This window comes from Bifidobacterium catulorum, from assembly GCF_003129925.1.
In the GTDB taxonomy this organism is placed as follows: domain Bacteria; phylum Actinomycetota; class Actinomycetes; order Actinomycetales; family Bifidobacteriaceae; genus Galliscardovia; species Galliscardovia catulorum.
In genome coordinates, this window is record NZ_QFFN01000009.1 from 1 (window position 1) to 15,538 (window position 15,538).

At 65.1% G+C, this 15,538-nt stretch carries 11 protein-coding genes; 7 read left to right on the forward strand and 4 right to left on the reverse strand.

The genetic code is table 11. From position 1 onward, the window contains the following. Positions 1 to 213: 213 nt before the first annotated feature. Together DF200_RS04700 and DF200_RS04705 are read right to left on the reverse strand one after the other, a co-directional pair. The gene (locus DF200_RS04700; RefSeq protein WP_109137130.1) at positions 214 to 2,562 is read right to left on the reverse strand and encodes a peptidase; all 2,349 of its coding nucleotides are present in this window, start codon (positions 2,560 to 2,562) and stop codon (positions 214 to 216) included. 323 nt (positions 2,563 to 2,885) lie between these two features. Continuing rightward, complete coding sequence (locus DF200_RS04705; protein WP_109137131.1) at positions 2,886 to 5,699, reverse strand: heavy metal translocating P-type ATPase; 2,814 nt, start codon at positions 5,697 to 5,699, stop codon at positions 2,886 to 2,888. Positions 5,700 to 6,010: 311 nt separating this feature from the next. Here DF200_RS04705 and DF200_RS11120 point away from each other — a divergent pair, with 311 nt between their 5' ends. Continuing rightward, complete coding sequence (locus DF200_RS11120; protein ID WP_241520127.1) at positions 6,011 to 6,262, forward strand: metal-sensitive transcriptional regulator; 252 nt, start codon at positions 6,011 to 6,013, stop codon at positions 6,260 to 6,262. A 204-nt stretch (positions 6,263 to 6,466) separates the two neighbouring features. Here DF200_RS11120 and DF200_RS04715 read toward each other — a convergent pair whose 3' ends face one another. After that, positions 6,467 to 6,883, reverse strand: a complete 417-nt coding sequence (locus DF200_RS04715; protein ID WP_109137133.1) for a glycerophosphodiester phosphodiesterase — start codon at positions 6,881 to 6,883, stop codon at positions 6,467 to 6,469. Between the two features lie 355 nt (positions 6,884 to 7,238). On the opposite strand from DF200_RS04715, the gene DF200_RS04720 reads away from it, so the two are divergent. The 3 genes from DF200_RS04720 (at position 7,239) to DF200_RS04730 (ending at position 11,043) form a co-directional block, all read left to right on the forward strand. Then, a complete protein-coding gene (locus DF200_RS04720) occupies positions 7,239 to 9,518 on the forward strand; it encodes a maltotransferase domain-containing protein (protein WP_109137134.1) in 2,280 nt (759 codons plus the stop codon). A 156-nt stretch (positions 9,519 to 9,674) separates the two neighbouring features. After that, positions 9,675 to 10,169, forward strand: coding sequence for an inorganic diphosphatase (locus DF200_RS04725; RefSeq protein WP_109137135.1), 495 nt, complete (start codon positions 9,675 to 9,677; stop codon positions 10,167 to 10,169). Between the two features lie 301 nt (positions 10,170 to 10,470). After that, a complete protein-coding gene (locus DF200_RS04730; RefSeq protein WP_170112481.1) occupies positions 10,471 to 11,043 on the forward strand; it encodes a manganese efflux pump MntP in 573 nt (190 codons plus the stop codon). Positions 11,044 to 11,103: 60 nt separating this feature from the next. Here DF200_RS04730 and DF200_RS04735 read toward each other — a convergent pair whose 3' ends face one another. Continuing rightward, positions 11,104 to 11,862 carry a hypothetical protein gene (locus DF200_RS04735; protein ID WP_109137136.1) on the reverse strand — a complete coding sequence of 253 codons (759 nt, stop codon included), beginning with the start codon at positions 11,860 to 11,862 and terminating at the stop codon, positions 11,104 to 11,106. Between the two features lie 336 nt (positions 11,863 to 12,198). Between DF200_RS04735 and DF200_RS04740 the strand changes: the two genes are divergently transcribed. The 3 genes from DF200_RS04740 to DF200_RS04750 all read left to right on the forward strand — a co-directional run bounded on the left by DF200_RS04740 (position 12,199) and on the right by DF200_RS04750 (position 15,498). Then, a complete protein-coding gene (locus tag DF200_RS04740) occupies positions 12,199 to 12,945 on the forward strand; it encodes a winged helix-turn-helix transcriptional regulator (protein WP_109137137.1) in 747 nt (248 codons plus the stop codon). Between the two features lie 7 nt (positions 12,946 to 12,952). Continuing rightward, positions 12,953 to 13,618 carry an endonuclease III gene (nth, locus tag DF200_RS04745; RefSeq protein WP_241520126.1) on the forward strand — a complete coding sequence of 222 codons (666 nt, stop codon included), beginning with the start codon at positions 12,953 to 12,955 and terminating at the stop codon, positions 13,616 to 13,618. A gap of 170 nt (positions 13,619 to 13,788) precedes the next feature. Continuing rightward, positions 13,789 to 15,498, forward strand: coding sequence for an ABC transporter substrate-binding protein (locus tag DF200_RS04750; RefSeq protein WP_158275776.1), 1,710 nt, complete (start codon positions 13,789 to 13,791; stop codon positions 15,496 to 15,498). Positions 15,499 to 15,538: the final 40 nt, after the last annotated feature.

Below are 15,538 nucleotides of genomic sequence, written 5' to 3' on the forward strand. Positions count from 1 at the left end.
CACCACCGTACGAAGCCACGCGACACTCCCCTCAGACCGCCTCCGGCGGCCTGCTCCCCCCACCCTGGTGGGGAGCCGACTAGACAGACCGTCACACCAACCGGCTCCCCTCGCCGAGAGGAGCTGTCGGCGAAGCCGACTGAGGGGAGCCGACTAGACGGACCACCACGCCAAAGGCTCAGTGGTCCACCGCCTCGTTCGCCTTCGGCCGGTTCAGCTGCGGCGTCGGATGGCGGCCAACGTGAGGCATCCGACGGCGAGCGCGCTCAGGGAGCCGCCGGCGATCAGGCCGATTGCGGCGCCGGTAGCGGGCAGGGGCGCGGGCTCCTCCGGTTCCTCGGGATCGGTCGGCTCCTCCGGCTTCACGGGTTCCTCCGGCTCCTCAGGCTCCTCAGGCTCCTCCACGGTGGTCACTTCGCCGTCGATGCCGAGCGGATGCGAGTCGATGACCTCGCCGTCTGGACTCCATAGCGTGGCCTTCCAATACACCTTGCCGGGCTTGTCCGCCTTCGCCGCGGGACTGAACACGGTCTGGTTGCGTGCGGTGGCATCGAGTTCCACACGCTTCTCGTCGAGGATGCGTTCGCCCGTCCCAGGCGTCACTCCGTCGGCGACCGGCTCGTAGGCGGTGAAGGTCACGTATGATCCGTCTTCGAGTTCACCGGAGACCTTGGCGCTGTCCCGGAACTCCTCCCCCACCTTCACATGCGGCGGGATGACCGCGGTGGTGAGGCTGGGGGCGTGGGGGTGTGAGGTCTCCTCCACGAACACGCGCTCCCATGCGTCGCCGTACGAGCTGGTGACGGGCCGCACCCGGTCGTCGCCTTCGAACGAGTAGACGAACACGTAGTATCCGTGGGTTTCAGCGGTGATGTGCACTGGCTTGCCGTCCGCGTCGGGGGCGCCCGCCCCGACCTTGATCTCGCCGTTGCGTGCCGCATACTCCCATGTGCCGATGCGCTTGTGGTGCGCATCCTCGGCGGGTACGGCGTCGCCCTCCGGCTTGTATCGCCTGTCGTTGGCCGCGTCGTCGGGGTCGCCGGCCCACCAGACGCTCACCTGCGCGCGTTCGCGGTCGCCTCCCATGCCGTATGCCTCGTCGCCGTGGAATTCGCCATGGTCTTCGGGGAATCCGGCGACGGTGATCTTGTCGCTGATCTCCGCTCCCACGATCGCCGAATGTTCGGTGGCGGTGGAGTCGACGGATACGGGTGCACGGACGGACATGGTTTCGGCATGTTCGAGCAGCCCGCTGCTGAAGTCGCCGCGTATCCACTCCTTCGCGGAATCGTTCTGCCGGGATTTGTCCATCGTCCATACCCAGGTGCCGATACCCGGTCCGCCGGCGGACGAGTAGGGTTCCGTCCCTCCAGGTTCGGTGACGGCGTGGACGGTCTTCTTCTGCCCCGGCCCCGTGAATTCCACGGTGCCGTAGGCGTCGGGCTCATACCCGGCCGCCTTGACCCGTGCGAGGAAGTCCTTGGAGCTTTCGCCCGTCTTCGGCGTCATGCCCTTGCCCAGTGACGAGGGGGCGATGCCGGCGTAATAGTATCCTTCGGCCTTCACGGCGAGCGAGGTCTTCCATGTGTCCCCTTTGGCGATGGTGGAGGTCACGTCGTCGTCGACCGCTTCGCCGGCGTCCACGATTTTTCGGTTCACCACGGTGGTCACACCGGGCTGGAAGTCCTTGACCACGTCGAAGGTGACCACGTCGTTCTTCACGCTCGTCGAGGTCCCGTACCGCAGATAGTCCTGTCCGCTGACGAGCCGTTCGATGGTGCCGTGGTCGTAGGAGACGTTCGCGACGACGTCGCCCTTGCCGGTCGCCTTCCAGTTGAGCCGTATGGTCTTGCCCGCGGTCTTGCCCGACGCCGTGGTCTTGCCGTCGTTGAAGGCGCCCGGCCCCTTCAGCGTGACGACGTAGGGCACGCCGGACACTTTCGCGCCTCCGGAACCGGTGATCTCCACATCCACGTATCCGCTGCGCTTGCCCTCCAGATACGTGACGGAGGCTTTCGTCGTGGTGGCCACGTGCGCTGCGGACTCCTTCCACAGGGCATCGGCCTTGGCCTGCACGGTGGGATGCTCCTTGAGGAACGCCGCCCTCCGTTTCTGCCACAACGGTTTGTCGAGCGCTTCGAAATGGTCGTGGATCAGCATGCCGATGGCCGCCTGGGTGGCCGGATCCGTGTTCGACTGGTAGGCATTGGCCAGATAGGCGATTCTTCGGGCGTTCTCCGAATCCTTGATGCTCATGGTCTCGCCGTAGTCGTACGACGCCGGAACGCCGGTTTCGATGCAGTAAGCGTTTCTGCCGTTCGGTGCCACCGCGATGACGCCGATGTTGTATCGTTCGCCCTCGAACGTGTACCACAGCTGACTGTCCTTGGGCGCCTGCATGGTGGCGGCCGACGCCGGCATGGCCGCGGCGAGGCCCATCATCGCGGCAAGTGCGATGATGAACGCCAACAGCCGCCGCGCCGTGTGGCGACCGGGGAATCGTGACGGGCGGCGGGGCGGGGCGCCCCGTCGTCGTGAACCCGCGAATATGATGTTCGGCATTGCTTCATCCTTCCTATGAACTCTTCCGCGCGGCAAAGGCGGATAGCACGACGATGTCATAGGAGGGGACGGCGGCCGCGGCCGGCCGGGGAATGTTGGCGAACGTGCGGAAACGACGTGGACCTCGTTGTCGATGCAGTCGTCGATGTGGATAATTCATGGCGACGTTCGCGAATGTGGACTGTTTTCGTCGTCATCCACAACGCGCAAGACGACGTCGCACGCATAAAAAAGACCGCCGTGGCGCGTGATGCGCTCCGGCGGCGATGCGACGGCCCTTGTTTACAGTGCCGGACCCGGAGATTAGCGAACCGACAGAACGGTTATTTGACGAAATCCTCGGGATGCTTGGCGAAGGCGGCGGCGCAGCCAGAGCCGCAGAAATAGTAGGTCCTGCCGTTGTAGTCGTGGCTCGCGGCAGCCTTGGCCGGGTCCACGCTCATGCCGCACACGGGGTCGGTCTCGGATCCGCCGTGGTGCATCCTCATGCCGTCCATACCGTGTCCCTCCATACCGTGACCTTCCTCGCTCTTCCTGTTGAACAATGCCATGATGGCTCCTTTCCTGTGATGGTGTTTTGGAATCGAAATCCTATACGGCCGTATGCGCTCGGGGTCGAATCCGTTCAACCGCCCCGCGTTGGCCACGACCGACAGCGACGAGCACGCCATGGCCGCGCCGGCGATCATCGGATTGAGCAGCATGCCGACGAACGGATACAACGCGCCGGCCGCGACCGGTATGCCGATGCCGTTGTATCCGAAGGCGAACCCAAGGTTCTGGCGGATGTTGCGCATCGTGGCGTGGGCCAGGTCGATGGCGGTGACGACGCCGCCGATCGAACCGTTCATCAGCGTGATCTGCGCGGATTCTATGGCCACGTCGGTGCCGGTGCCGATGGCGAATCCCACGTCGGCGCGAGCCAGGGCCGGGGCGTCGTTGACGCCGTCGCCCACCATGGCGACCACATGGCCGTCGGCCTTGAGCCGCGCCACTTCGTCGGCCTTGTTCCCAGGCCGCACCTCGGCGACCACATGATCCACCCCGACCTGTGCGGCGACGGCCTTGGCGGTGCGTTCGTTGTCGCCGGTGAGCATGACCACGTCGATGCCACGCGAGCGCAACGCCGCGATGGCGTCCTTCGACGTCGGTCTGACGACGTCGGCCACGGCTACCACGGCCGCGAGCAGCCCGTCGACGGCCACCAGCATCGGCGTCCTGCCATTCGCGGAGAACCGGTCCATGGCGGCGAACACGTCGTCGACGCCCTCGCCGTCGGGCATGCCGACGTCATGGTCGTCCATGTATTCGGCGTTGCCCACCAGCACGCGCCGCCCCTCGGCGAGCGCCTGCACGCCGCCGCCGGAGACCGACCGGAACTCCCGGGATTCCGGCACGTCGAGGCCGCGTATGCGTGCACCGTCGACGATGGCCGTGGCCAGCGGATGTTCGGAATCGTGTTCCGCGGCGGCGGCGAGCCGCAGCACGTCGTCGTCATGCCCATGCCATGAGCCGAATGCGACGATGTCGGTCAGCGTCGGACGCCCTTCGGTGATGGTGCCGGTCTTGTCGAGTACGACGGTGTCGATGCGGGCCGCGGTCTCCAACGCCTCGGCCGACCGGATGAGCACGCCGTACCGGGCGGCCTTGCCGGTGGCGATGGTGACCGACAACGGCGTGGCGAGTCCCAGCGCGCACGGGCATGCGATGACGAGCACGGACACGGCGGCCACCAGCGCGTGCGTGACGCGCGGTTCGGGACCGAAAGCGTACCAGAGGGCGCACGCCCAGATGGCGATCAGCACGACGACGGGCACGAAGACCGAGGAGACCTTGTCGGCCAGACGCTGCACGGGCGCCTTCGAGCTCTGCGCCTCCCTGACCAGCGCCACGATCTGTGCGAACACGGTGTCGGCGCCGGTGGTGGTCACCCGGTAGCGCAATGATCCGGAGCCGTTGACGGTGGCGCCGGTCACGTCGTCGCCGGCCGTCTTACGTACGGGCATGGATTCGCCGGTGATCATCGATTCGTCGACCGACGATTCGCCGGATATCACGACGCCGTCGGCCGGCAGTTGTTCGCCGGGGCGCACGACGGCGACGTCGCCGACGACGACCCGCTCGGCGGGGATGTCGACCTCCACGCCGTCACGTTCGACCCGCGCGGTCCGGGGACGCAACGCGACGAGGCTTTTCACCGCCGCATCGGTGCCGGCGCGGGCACGGGCCTCCAACACCTGACCCACCAGCATGAGGGTGATGATGGTGCCGACCGCCTCGTAATACGGCTCGCGCGACCCTTCGGGCAGCAATCCGGGCGCGAAGGTGACGGCGAGGCTGTAGACGAACGCGGCCATGGTGCCCACGGTGATGAGCGCGTTCATCTCGGCGTTGCGGTGACGTATCGCCGCCCATCCGCTGACGTATATGGGGCGTCCGGAATAGGCGACGACCGGCAGCATGAACAGCAGCTGCACCCATGGTTCGAGATGGTAGAGGTGGAACATCGCCGCGACGAAGACCGGCAACGTGCAGACGGCGGCGACGACGAGACGGCGCACGAGGCCGAGGAATTCGGCGCGGGCCGCGACATCGGAAGCTTCGGAGGCTTCGGAGGCTTCAGGGGCATCAGGAACGCCGTTCTCGGCGTCCACGTCGGAGCCGGCCTCACCGGCGTCGCGCACGCCCGCGGCGTCCCTGCCGAAGTCTTCTGCACCCGGCTCCCCGATGCCACGGCCGCCCGAACGATCCACGACCGTCCTATGTTTGCCGGGCAGCACACGCAGGGTGCCGTGCAGCATGTTCATGCCGCATGCGAACGCGTATTCACCGGGCTCGCCCGGCATGATGCGGACGGTTGTGGAGCGGAACGGCGGCAGCGCCTTGTCGACCCCGAAGTCGGGGAACACCACATGCGACGAGCACTCGCCGGCCTCCTTGCGGTCGAAGACCAGATCGACCGGCATCCCGGCCTCCACCTCGATGACCGACGGGCTGTATCCGCCGCGCACCTCGATGACGGCCTCTTGCACGCCGCCGTCGACCGTGGCGCGATACGCCTTGCGCGGCGCAAGAAAGAACCAGATGACGCCCGCGCTCACCATCAGCGCCACCGTCAATGCCACGATGATCTCCATGCCCGTCTCCTTGTCGTACCAGAACCACCATATACCCCATAGGGGTATAATGCAATCATCGGAATTCACCTTGGGCAAAAACAGGGGGCGTCATGGACCGAACGTCGTCATCATCCGCCATCGACGGCAAGACCGACAGGAACACCGATCGCAACGACACCGGCCGCTGTCCGAATTGCGCCGGAACCCGTCCGACGGGGAGGACCGCGCCGTCGGCGCACGACAAGACAGCGCACGACAAGACGTCATCATCCGCCCCGACTCCGCGGAACACGGCATCGGGAAACGGATACGGCGGCGACCAGAAGCGGATCATCGCCCGTCTCAACCGCATCGAGGGCCAGATCAGGGGCATCCGGCAGATGGCGTCGAACGGCAAGTACTGCATCGACATCCTCACGCAGATCGCCGCCGCGAACAGCGCCCTCAAATCGGTGGCGCTTCTGCTGCTGGACGACCATCTCAACCACTGCGTCCGGCAGGCCGCCGCCGAGGGAGGCGACGTCGCCGACGAGAAACTCGACGAGGCCAGCGCCGCGATACGTCGTCTCGTACGGTCATGACAGCCGAATTTGGTCAGACCGGTCACAACGGCCGAATTTGGTCAAACCGTTCATAACGGAACGTTTTTCGACCCCTTTACGACCGTTTTGACCAAGTAACGGCCTCAGTCCAATAAAAAAACGGATGTCCCTCAAAGGGACATCCGTCGAACAACAGTCGAACAACAGTCGTTCGGGGTTTCGAGGGCGAGAACCCCCGTCCGATCACCAGTGGTTGGCGCCGGGGCCCTCGAACTTCACGTTGAAGCCACGCTCGTAGTGCAGGTACATGTTGGCGCCGTAACGGTCGACGTCACGGTGGGTGAAGAGCATACGGATGGCGAACGCGGTCTGCACGTCAAGCGGCAGAGCGCGGAACGCCTTGTAGGCATCCCAGCCGTCCTTGGCGATGGCCTGGTCGGAGACGAAGGCGTAGCCGTAGCCGTCCTCGTTCACGTAGCCGAGGAAGGGAAGGTCCCAGGCGTCGTGCTCGGTCAGGGCGGCCTTGTAGTCCTCGACCTTGGCGAGCGCCTCCTCCGAAATGCCGAACGAACGGGCCACGCGGTTCGCCTCGGCCGTCTTGCGGTCGGCGTAGGAGCCGTACAGCGATGTGTCGACGGTAATCTGCTTGTTCTCCGTCATTGTCATCCTTTCCCCCTGCACGCTCACCACTGAGCGCACGGTTTTCGTTTTCGCGTGTGAGATGTAACATAAAACGCAACATCCGACGCTGGTTTGTCCTTATGACATCAACCGGTTTCGTTGATGTGCACATGTAAAACCATACCGCACATTTTTCGCATAACACGACGCGTTCACACGTTTTTAACGTGCGTTTCCGTATTTTGTCATATTGCACGTTCAAATGATGAAACGAACATTTCATATGTTCGTTTCATGTGCGCATAGGTGGACAAAAACGTTCGCAATCGTTAATTAATAGTTATTTAACTTGGGCGCGCCCCGCGTGTCGCGCCGCGCCACTTACAATGGCGGTATGACTGAATCAAGTAGTACCAAGGTCACCACATCCGCCGTCACCACGCCCGACGAGAAATCGCCGCGGACGCGGAGCGCCACCTCGGGCAATCCGCCCACCGCGGCGAAGGCCTCGTCAACGAAGACGAAGCGCAAGGCCGCCACCACCCGCAAACGCCGATCGGCGACGAAGCCAAAGACCTCTCCCGAAACCCCCGACGCACTGATCGCCGCCCCCACCCTGCCCGTGAAGGAACCGGGCCAGTTCGGGCGCATCAACGTGCTGGACGTCACCCCGAACGAGGAGGGCGGCCTGTACCCGGCCCGCGTGGAGCTCGGCGAGCAGTTCACCGTCACCGCGCAGGTGTTCATCGAAGGCCGCACCAAGGTGGGCGCCACCGCCGTGCTCCGCACCCCGCGCGGCAAGGTCATGGCCAACCGCACCATGACGTGCGTGAACCCCGGTCTCGACCGCTGGACCGTGGAGCTCCAGGCCGGCGAGCACTCCGACGCCAAGCCGTGGGAGGAGGGCTTCGCCGCCGTCAAGCGCCAGCTCGGCCACTGGACCGTCACCGTCGAGGGATGGGAGGACACGTTCGCCACGTGGCTGCACGACGCCCGCATCAAGGTGCAGGTGCACGACTCCGACGTGGAGAACTCCCTGGACGAGGGCGCCGAACTGCTGACCCGCTGGTCGAAAACCCGCGCCAGCAAGCTGCATGCCGAGGCCAAGAAGACGCTGCAGGCCGCCGCCGCCACGCTCGCGAACAAGGAACTGCAGCCGGCCGAGCGTCTGGCCGCCGCCGACAACGACGAGATCGCCGCGCTGCACGAATCGAACCCGCTGCGCGACGGCGTGAGCGAATCGCGCCCCGTGAGGCTGCGGGTGGAGCGCCCGAAGTCGAGCTTCGCCGCATGGTACCAGTTCTTCCCCCGCTCCGAGGGCGCCTACGTGGACGAGAACGGCAAGATCGTGCAGGGCACGCTGAAGACGTCGGTCTCCGGACTCGAACGCGCCAAGGCCGAGGGCTTCGACATCGTGTACCTCCCGCCGATCTTCCCCATCGGCGTGACCAACCGCAAGGGCCGCAACAACACGCTGGTCGCCGGCCCGGACGACCCGGGCTCGCCGTTCGGCATCGGCAGCGCGGAGGGCGGCCACGACACCGTCGACCCGCTGCTCGGCACCATGGAAGACTTCAAGGCCCTGTGCGCCAAGGCGCATGAACTCGGCCTTGAGATCGCGCTCGACTTCGCGCTGCAGTGCTCCCCCGACCACCCGTGGGTCAAGGAGCATCCGAACTGGTTCCGCCACAAGCCCGACGGCACCATCGCCTTCGCCGAGAACCCGCCGAAGAAGTATCAGGACATCTACCCGATCGACTTCAACGCCGACATGGAGGGCATCGAGAAGGAAGTCGTGCGTCTGATGAACCTGTGGATCGACGCCGGCGTGACCATCTTCCGCGTGGACAACCCGCACACCAAGCCGGTGCGCTTCTGGCAGGACGTCATCGCGGCCGTCACCAGGCGGCACCCGGAGACGCTGTTCCTGGCCGAGGCGTTCACCCGACCGGGCATGATGCGCGCCCTGAGCTACGCCGGGTTCACGCAGTCGCACTGCTACTTCCCCTGGCGCAACACCAAGGAGCAGCTGGAGGAATACCTCAACACCACCAACTGCGACGACGCCTTCTACCAGCACAACACGTTCTGGCCCACCACGCCCGACATCCTCACCGCCTATGTGCGCGACAACGGCATCGCCGGCCACGCCGTGCGCGCGGTGCTCGCCGCGCTCGGCTCCCCCAGCTGGGGCATCTACAACGGCTACGAGCTCATCGAGAACCGCCAGCGCCCCGGATTCGAGGAGCAGATCGACAACGAGAAGTACGAGATCAAGGTGCGCGACTGGGCGAAGGCCGAGAAGTACGGCATCGCCGAGATGCTCACCAGCCTCAACCGCATCCGCCGCGCCCACCCCGCCACGCACAGCTACCACAACCTGGCCGTGCTGCGCAGCTCCGACGACAACGTGCTCGCCTTCGTGCGCCACACGCCCGCGGAGTTCACCGGCACCGGCAAGCCCGACACGCTGATCGTGGTGGTGAACCTCGACGGCCACGACGCCCACCAGTCGCTCATCCATCTTGAGCTCGGGGACCTCGGCCTGCCCACCGACCGCGGCGTGCGGCTGAAGGACGAGCTCACCGGCCGCGAGTTCACGTGGGGATGGGACAACTTCGTCTCCCTCGCCCCGTGGGCCGACGTCGCCCACGTCCTGAGCGTGGAGTACTGACCGAGCGCACCGGCCGGCAGGCGAAGCCCGTCCCGGGAAACGGCCCGCATGCACGCCGCACGCGTCAACATACGGGCCCCGCTCCAGCGAGTCGCCGCGGTATTGGGTATCCTTGGTTGCGGTAATACATAATGTCACCTCGTAAAGGAGAAAGACATGGCAGAGACGTTCAACGTCGTCGTCGAGATCCCGCGCGGATCGAAGAACAAGTACGAAGTGGACCACGAGACCGGCCGCGTGTTCCTGGACCGCGAGCTGTTCACCGCGATGGGCTACCCGGATGACTACGGCTACATCGACGGCACCCTCGGCGAGGACGGCGACCCGCTCGACGCCCTGGTCATGATTCCGAACTCGGTGTTCCCGGGCTGCGTGGTCAAGTGCCGCGCCGTCGGCCTGTACCACATGGTCGACGAGGCCGGTGGCGACGACAAGGTGCTGTGCGTGCCTGCCGACGTCCGCTACGACAACATCAAGGACATCGACGACGTCTCCGAGTTCCACAAGGCCGAGATCAAGCACTTCTTCGAGCAGTACAAGGCCCTGGAGCCGGGCAAGGAAGTGCTGCCCGGCGACTACTGGACCAGCGTCGACAAGGCCGAGGCCGAGATCAAGGCCGCTCGCGAGCGCCTCGCCGCCTCCGAGAAGTGACGCATGGCCGCGGCGCGTGCGATTGACGCCGCGTCCGGCATGTCGGACCGATATCAGGAACCCCGTCGGCGTATGCCGCGGGGTTTCTCATTGTTTTTCATGACCGTCGCGTCAATCGACCTCGTAATCTGCTATCATCACGTGTTGTCCATTGCGAGCGATCGATGAACAGCATTCATCAGAATTCAAAGCCCGATTCACGGCAGTTTGTTGTTGCATCGCCACCGAGGCGTAGGCCCGCCACAGGCGGAGTCGAGGTTCATCCCGCCGACCGCGGGATGAACCAAAGGAACATCCACAAGTGATTGTCGAGATTCTTCTCATCGCGGTTTCCGTTTCCATGGACGCGTTCGCCGTCTCCATCGGCAAGGGTCTGACGGTGCGGCACGTGACCGCCTCCCAGAGGGCGAGCATCGGCCTGTGGTTCGGAGGTTTCCAGGCGTTGTTCCCATTGCTTGGGTATTTCGCCGCGTCCACGTTCAGCCGGTATGTGACGGCCGTGGACCATTGGATCATCTTCGTGCTGCTGGCGTTCATCGGCGGCAACATGATCCGCGAGGCGGTGTTCGAGGACGACGAGGAGAACGCGCGCGAGACGTCGAAGTTCGACTGGCGTCATATGCTGCCGTTGGCCGTGGCCACGAGCATCGATGCCTTCGCCGTGGGGGTGAGCTTCGCGTTCCTGCCCATCAACATCTTCCTGGCCGTGGTCGTCATCGGCGTGACGACGGGCCTGTTCTCGGCGGTCGGTCTGAGCATCGGCAACGTTTTCGGCTCGCGTTGGCAGAAGCCGGCGCAGATCGCCGGCGGCGTCGTGCTGATTCTCATCGGTCTGAAGGTGCTGCTGGAGCATCTTGGCCTGCTGCCCTGGTGACCCGGCCGGTTCCCGACGTGTGCCGCATTCTCGTGCCGCCTGCCGCACGCGTATGTGCCGCTACCATGCCCAGTGGGTGAGGAACGCGGCCACGTAGACGAGGTATCCGAGCAGCATGACGGGCAGCATGCCCATGCCCATCCATGCGTAGGGGGCGGGATCGTCCAGCTCCTTCCACCATGAGGTGGAGGCCACGAGCAGCAGCACCGCGGTGGCGACGATCACGACGAATATGCCCCATCCGAGCGCGGAATCGGCTTTGTCGCTCATCATGGCGGTCATGAACGCGGGGGCGAACGCCCAGCAGGAGGCGCCAAGCGCGGCGCACGCGGCCATGATGCCGGCGGACATGGAGGTGATGAGGTGGCTGCGGTCCTTACGCAGCATCTGCCGCAGGAACGAGACCACGACGATGGCGAGCAACGCCAGGATGAGGAACCTGGCCCAGCGGATGAACGTCTCGTCGGTGTAGAAGTCGCCCTGCGTGGCGAAGATCACGGCGGCGACGAACACCGCCGCCGAGAGGAACCGCGCGAACAGCGACTGCCTGCCGCTTTCGGCGAAGGGCCAGCCGACGATCATGAGCATGCACATGCTGGCGGCGAGCAGACCGGATCCGACGATGCCTCCGGGGGTGAGCACGCCGAGGCTGGTCACGATGCCGAACACGAGCGCGTAGGAGACCAGCTGGGTGACCACCACGGCGAACTCCCCATGCTCGATCATGCCGAATCGTCGTCCGGACGGCTGCGGCGCACGTCGGCCGGCGTCCCCTTCCGTGTTCCCCTGGGGCCTCTCCCAGCTTCTCGGCTTGCCCATTGTCCCGCCTTTCCTTGCGACCGTGCCGTCATCATCGCCACGACACGTCATTCCCAACAATTCTAAACTATTCCGAACAATTCCAAACGCCATGGCATCGCGAATGTCTCATGACATGTTCTCACATGGAGGCCCGTAGCCCGCAATCGGCGCCAATGATGGCCATCCACATGCCGGGCAGCGTTCCATGATGTCGAAACATAGACGAACAATGGCATTGTCGGGAATGTTAAGCAAATGTAATGACCCGTCATCGAATCGATTAACAATCGCTCGTAGAATAAGGGATATTGTCGAGTCGAAATAATGAGTTAACAACATTGGGGAGTTGAAGTCGTGACCGATCTTACCTTGATGACCAGCGCGGACGACCCGGCGTCCGTACTGCCATCGCTGGCACTGCTTTCCCACCGGGTGAGGGTGCTGCCGATGGACGCGGCCTCGCTCGTGAAGATGCCGGAGAACACCATTCTTTTCCTTGACGCACGCGACGACCTCGCCACGGCGAAAACGCTGTGCCGCCTCATCCACGCCTCGGGGCTGTCCACGCCCATCGTGCTGATCCTCACCGAAGGCGGATTCACCGTGGTCACCTCGCAGTGGGGCATCGCCGACGTGGTGGTCGCCAGCGCGTCGCCGGCCGAGGTGGAGGCCCGGCTGCGGCTCGTCTCCGAACGCGGCAACTCGTTCGCGTCCACGGGCGCGGCCAAACAGTCCGACGAGCAGACGCAGGAGGGGCAGATCCGCTCCGGCGACCTCATCGTGGACACGAACGGCTATACGGCGTCGCTGCACGGGCACCCCATCGACCTGGCATACAAGGAGTTCGAACTGCTCAAATACCTGGTGCAGCATCCGGGGCGGGTGTTCACGCGCGCGCAGCTGCTGCAGGAGGTGTGGGGATACGACTACTACGGCGGCACGAGAACCGTCGACGTGCACATCCGTCGTCTGCGCGCCAAGCTCGGCGGCGAATACGAGCATCTCATCGGCACCGTGCGCAACGTGGGCTACCGTTTCGACCCGCCCGAGGACGACCAGCAGGACGAGGACGCCAAATCCGCGGCGAAGACCGGGGCTTAGGCGGCGCATGGCCAGGGAGACGAAGGCGGCCCGGCTCGCGCGCATGCATGAGGAGTATCGCATCCTATGCAAGGAGATTCCCGCGCCGAAATGCGCGCTCGATTTCTCCAATCCGCTCGAACTGCTCGTCGCCACGGTGCTGAGCGCCCAGACCACCGACAAGCGCGTGAACTCCGTCACCGGGGCGCTGTTCCGCGCCTACCCCGAGCCGGAGGACTACGCCAACGCGAACATCGAGGACGTGGAGTCCATCATCCGCACGCTCGGCTTCTACCACGCCAAGGCCGGCCATCTCATCGGACTCGGCCAGGCGTTGTGCGAACGGTTCGGCTCCCAGGTGCCGCGGACCATGGAGGAGCTCGTCACGCTTCCCGGCGTGGGCCGCAAAACCGCGAACGTGGTGCTCGGCAACGCGTTCGGCATCCCCGGATTCCCCGTCGACACGCATGTGATGCGCGTGACCGGACGCCTGCGCTGGCGCACCGACTGGCGCGTGAAACGCTCCGACCCCGTGAAGGTGGAGAAGGAGATCTGCGCATGCTTCCCGCCCGAGGAATGGACCGACCTGAGCCATCGTCTGATCCTGTTCGGCCGCGCCATCTGCCATGCGCGCAAGCCCGACTGCGCGGATTGCCCGCTGGCCGCCACCTGTCCGTCGTTCGCCGCGGCTTAGCGGGAGCATCCGGGACCGGACCGGCCCGCGAATCCGGGCGCGTCCAGCTGGCCCGCGAAGCGGGTCTGAGGGACAGGCAGTCCGGCAACGAATTTCCGACGCGGAACACCATGCATCAGCCGGCATGAAAACACCGGAACAAATATGTGCCCCTGCGTATGCTCGTAACCATGCGTAAGGAACACTCCAGCCACTCCCGCACACCAGCCCCCCAGATGCCGCCGTCATACCAGCCGGCGGACGCCATCACCCCCGCCGCCCCCCCCTCCCGCCGAGAGGCGCGCGCGGCGAGGCGTGCACGGACCGGCGGAATCAAATCCGTGGCGGTCTTCCTTGTGCTCCTGCTCGTGTTCGGCGGCGCCGGCTGGGCCGCCTACGCCATACTCGTCGAACACCGCAGTCCATTCCCCGCCCTGAACGGCGGACTCGACAAGACCGGCCCCAACACCTCGCTGACCATCGGACTGTCGCCGGCGCCGCAGTCGCTGGACATCCGCACGCAAAGCGGCGACGCCGTCTCGCAGGCGCTGCTGGGCAACGTATACGAGACGCTGCTGAACCGCAGCCAGCGAAACAAGCCCGAGGCCGGCATCGCGCAATCATGGAAGACGTCGGACGACGGACTGACCTACACGTTCCATCTGAACAGCGGCCTGACGTTCTCGAACGGCCATACGCTCGACGCCGACGACGTGGTCTGGTCGCTCCAGCAGACCGTGCAGCACAAATACGTGGGCGCCGACGATCTGGACGGCCTCGCGTCGGTCAAGGCCGAAGGTCCGTCGACCGTCGTCATCACGCTGAGCAAAACCATCCCCGATCTGGCATGGCTGCTCTCCGGCCGCGCCGGCATCGTCTACGATTCCGAAGCGACGATCGACTACGCCACGCAGGCGGCGGGATCAGGCCCGTTCAGCGTGGAACGGTGGGACGCCGGCTCGTCTCTGACCCTCAGGCACAATCCCCGATACCATGGCCGCAACGAGGCGAAGACCGGGACCATCACGCTGCGGTACTACGACAACACCCAGCTGGCGGCCACGGCCATGGCCAAGGGCGAGGTGGACGCCGTGCCGAACGTGGCCGCCGCCGACCTCGACACGCTGCGCTCGCACGACGACATCACCCTCACCCAAGGCGAAGGCTACGAGAAGGTGCTGCTCGGATTCAACTCGTCCGACAACTCGCTGTTCTCCGACGCCCGTGTGCGCCAAGGCGCCCGCTATGCGCTCGACAACGCGGCGCTGGCGAAGCAGAACGGCGCCGCCGGCGAACTCGGCGGCCCGATACCGTCCCTCGATCCCGGATACGAGGACCTCACCGGACTGTATCCGCACGACGTCGCCAAGGCGCTGTCGTTGCTGAACTACTTCGTCTTCCGGTCCCCCTCCGAATACCGGAAGATGCCGAACGGCCCGCAGATCGGCGACCGCCCGATGAAGCTCGTGTATCCGCAAAAATACGGACGCCAGCTCGGCGAGACCATCAAGGAGCAGCTGGCGCAGGGAGACATCCCTGTGGACATCACGATGGTCGACGACGCCACATGGCAGAAGCAGGTCGTCGAACAACGCGACTTCGACATGACCATCTTCACCATGGATTCCAGCCACGACGTCGGCGACCTCGTGGACCCGGACCTGTTCCTCAGCTATACGAGCTCGCAAAGCGAACAGCTGTACAAGCAGGTCGAGGCCTCGCGGAACGACCGGGAATACGAGCAGCGGCTCAAGGCGCTGGCCCGGCAGGTGGCGAGCGACTCCCCCGTCGACTGGCTATATGTCAGCCGTCCATGGGTGGCGGCGAAGTCCGACGTGACGGGAATGCCGACGAACATGGTCGACTGCTATCTTCCGCTCGCCGGCGTGGCCAGGGGGTGAACGGTCACAAGACCCCGCCCGAGGTCATGAAAAACCAAGA

What these genes read in the sequence shown, in the direction of transcription:
- DF200_RS04725 (WP_109137135.1), top strand. Translation starts at nt 9,675, where the DNA reads ATGGCAGAGACGTTCAACGTCGTCGTCGAGATCCCGCGCGGATCGAAG.
- DF200_RS04705 (WP_109137131.1), bottom strand. Translation starts at nt 5,699, where the DNA reads ATGGAGATCATCGTGGCATTGACGGTGGCGCTGATGGTGAGCGCGGGC.
- DF200_RS04715 (WP_109137133.1), bottom strand. Translation starts at nt 6,883, where the DNA reads ATGACGGAGAACAAGCAGATTACCGTCGACACATCGCTGTACGGCTCC.
- nth (WP_241520126.1), top strand. Translation starts at nt 12,953, where the DNA reads ATGGCCAGGGAGACGAAGGCGGCCCGGCTCGCGCGCATGCATGAGGAG.
- DF200_RS04750 (WP_158275776.1), top strand. Translation starts at nt 13,789, where the DNA reads ATGCGTAAGGAACACTCCAGCCACTCCCGCACACCAGCCCCCCAGATG.
- DF200_RS04720 (WP_109137134.1), top strand. Translation starts at nt 7,239, where the DNA reads ATGACTGAATCAAGTAGTACCAAGGTCACCACATCCGCCGTCACCACG.
- DF200_RS04735 (WP_109137136.1), bottom strand. Translation starts at nt 11,862, where the DNA reads ATGGGCAAGCCGAGAAGCTGGGAGAGGCCCCAGGGGAACACGGAAGGG.
- DF200_RS04700 (WP_109137130.1), bottom strand. Translation starts at nt 2,562, where the DNA reads ATGCCGAACATCATATTCGCGGGTTCACGACGACGGGGCGCCCCGCCC.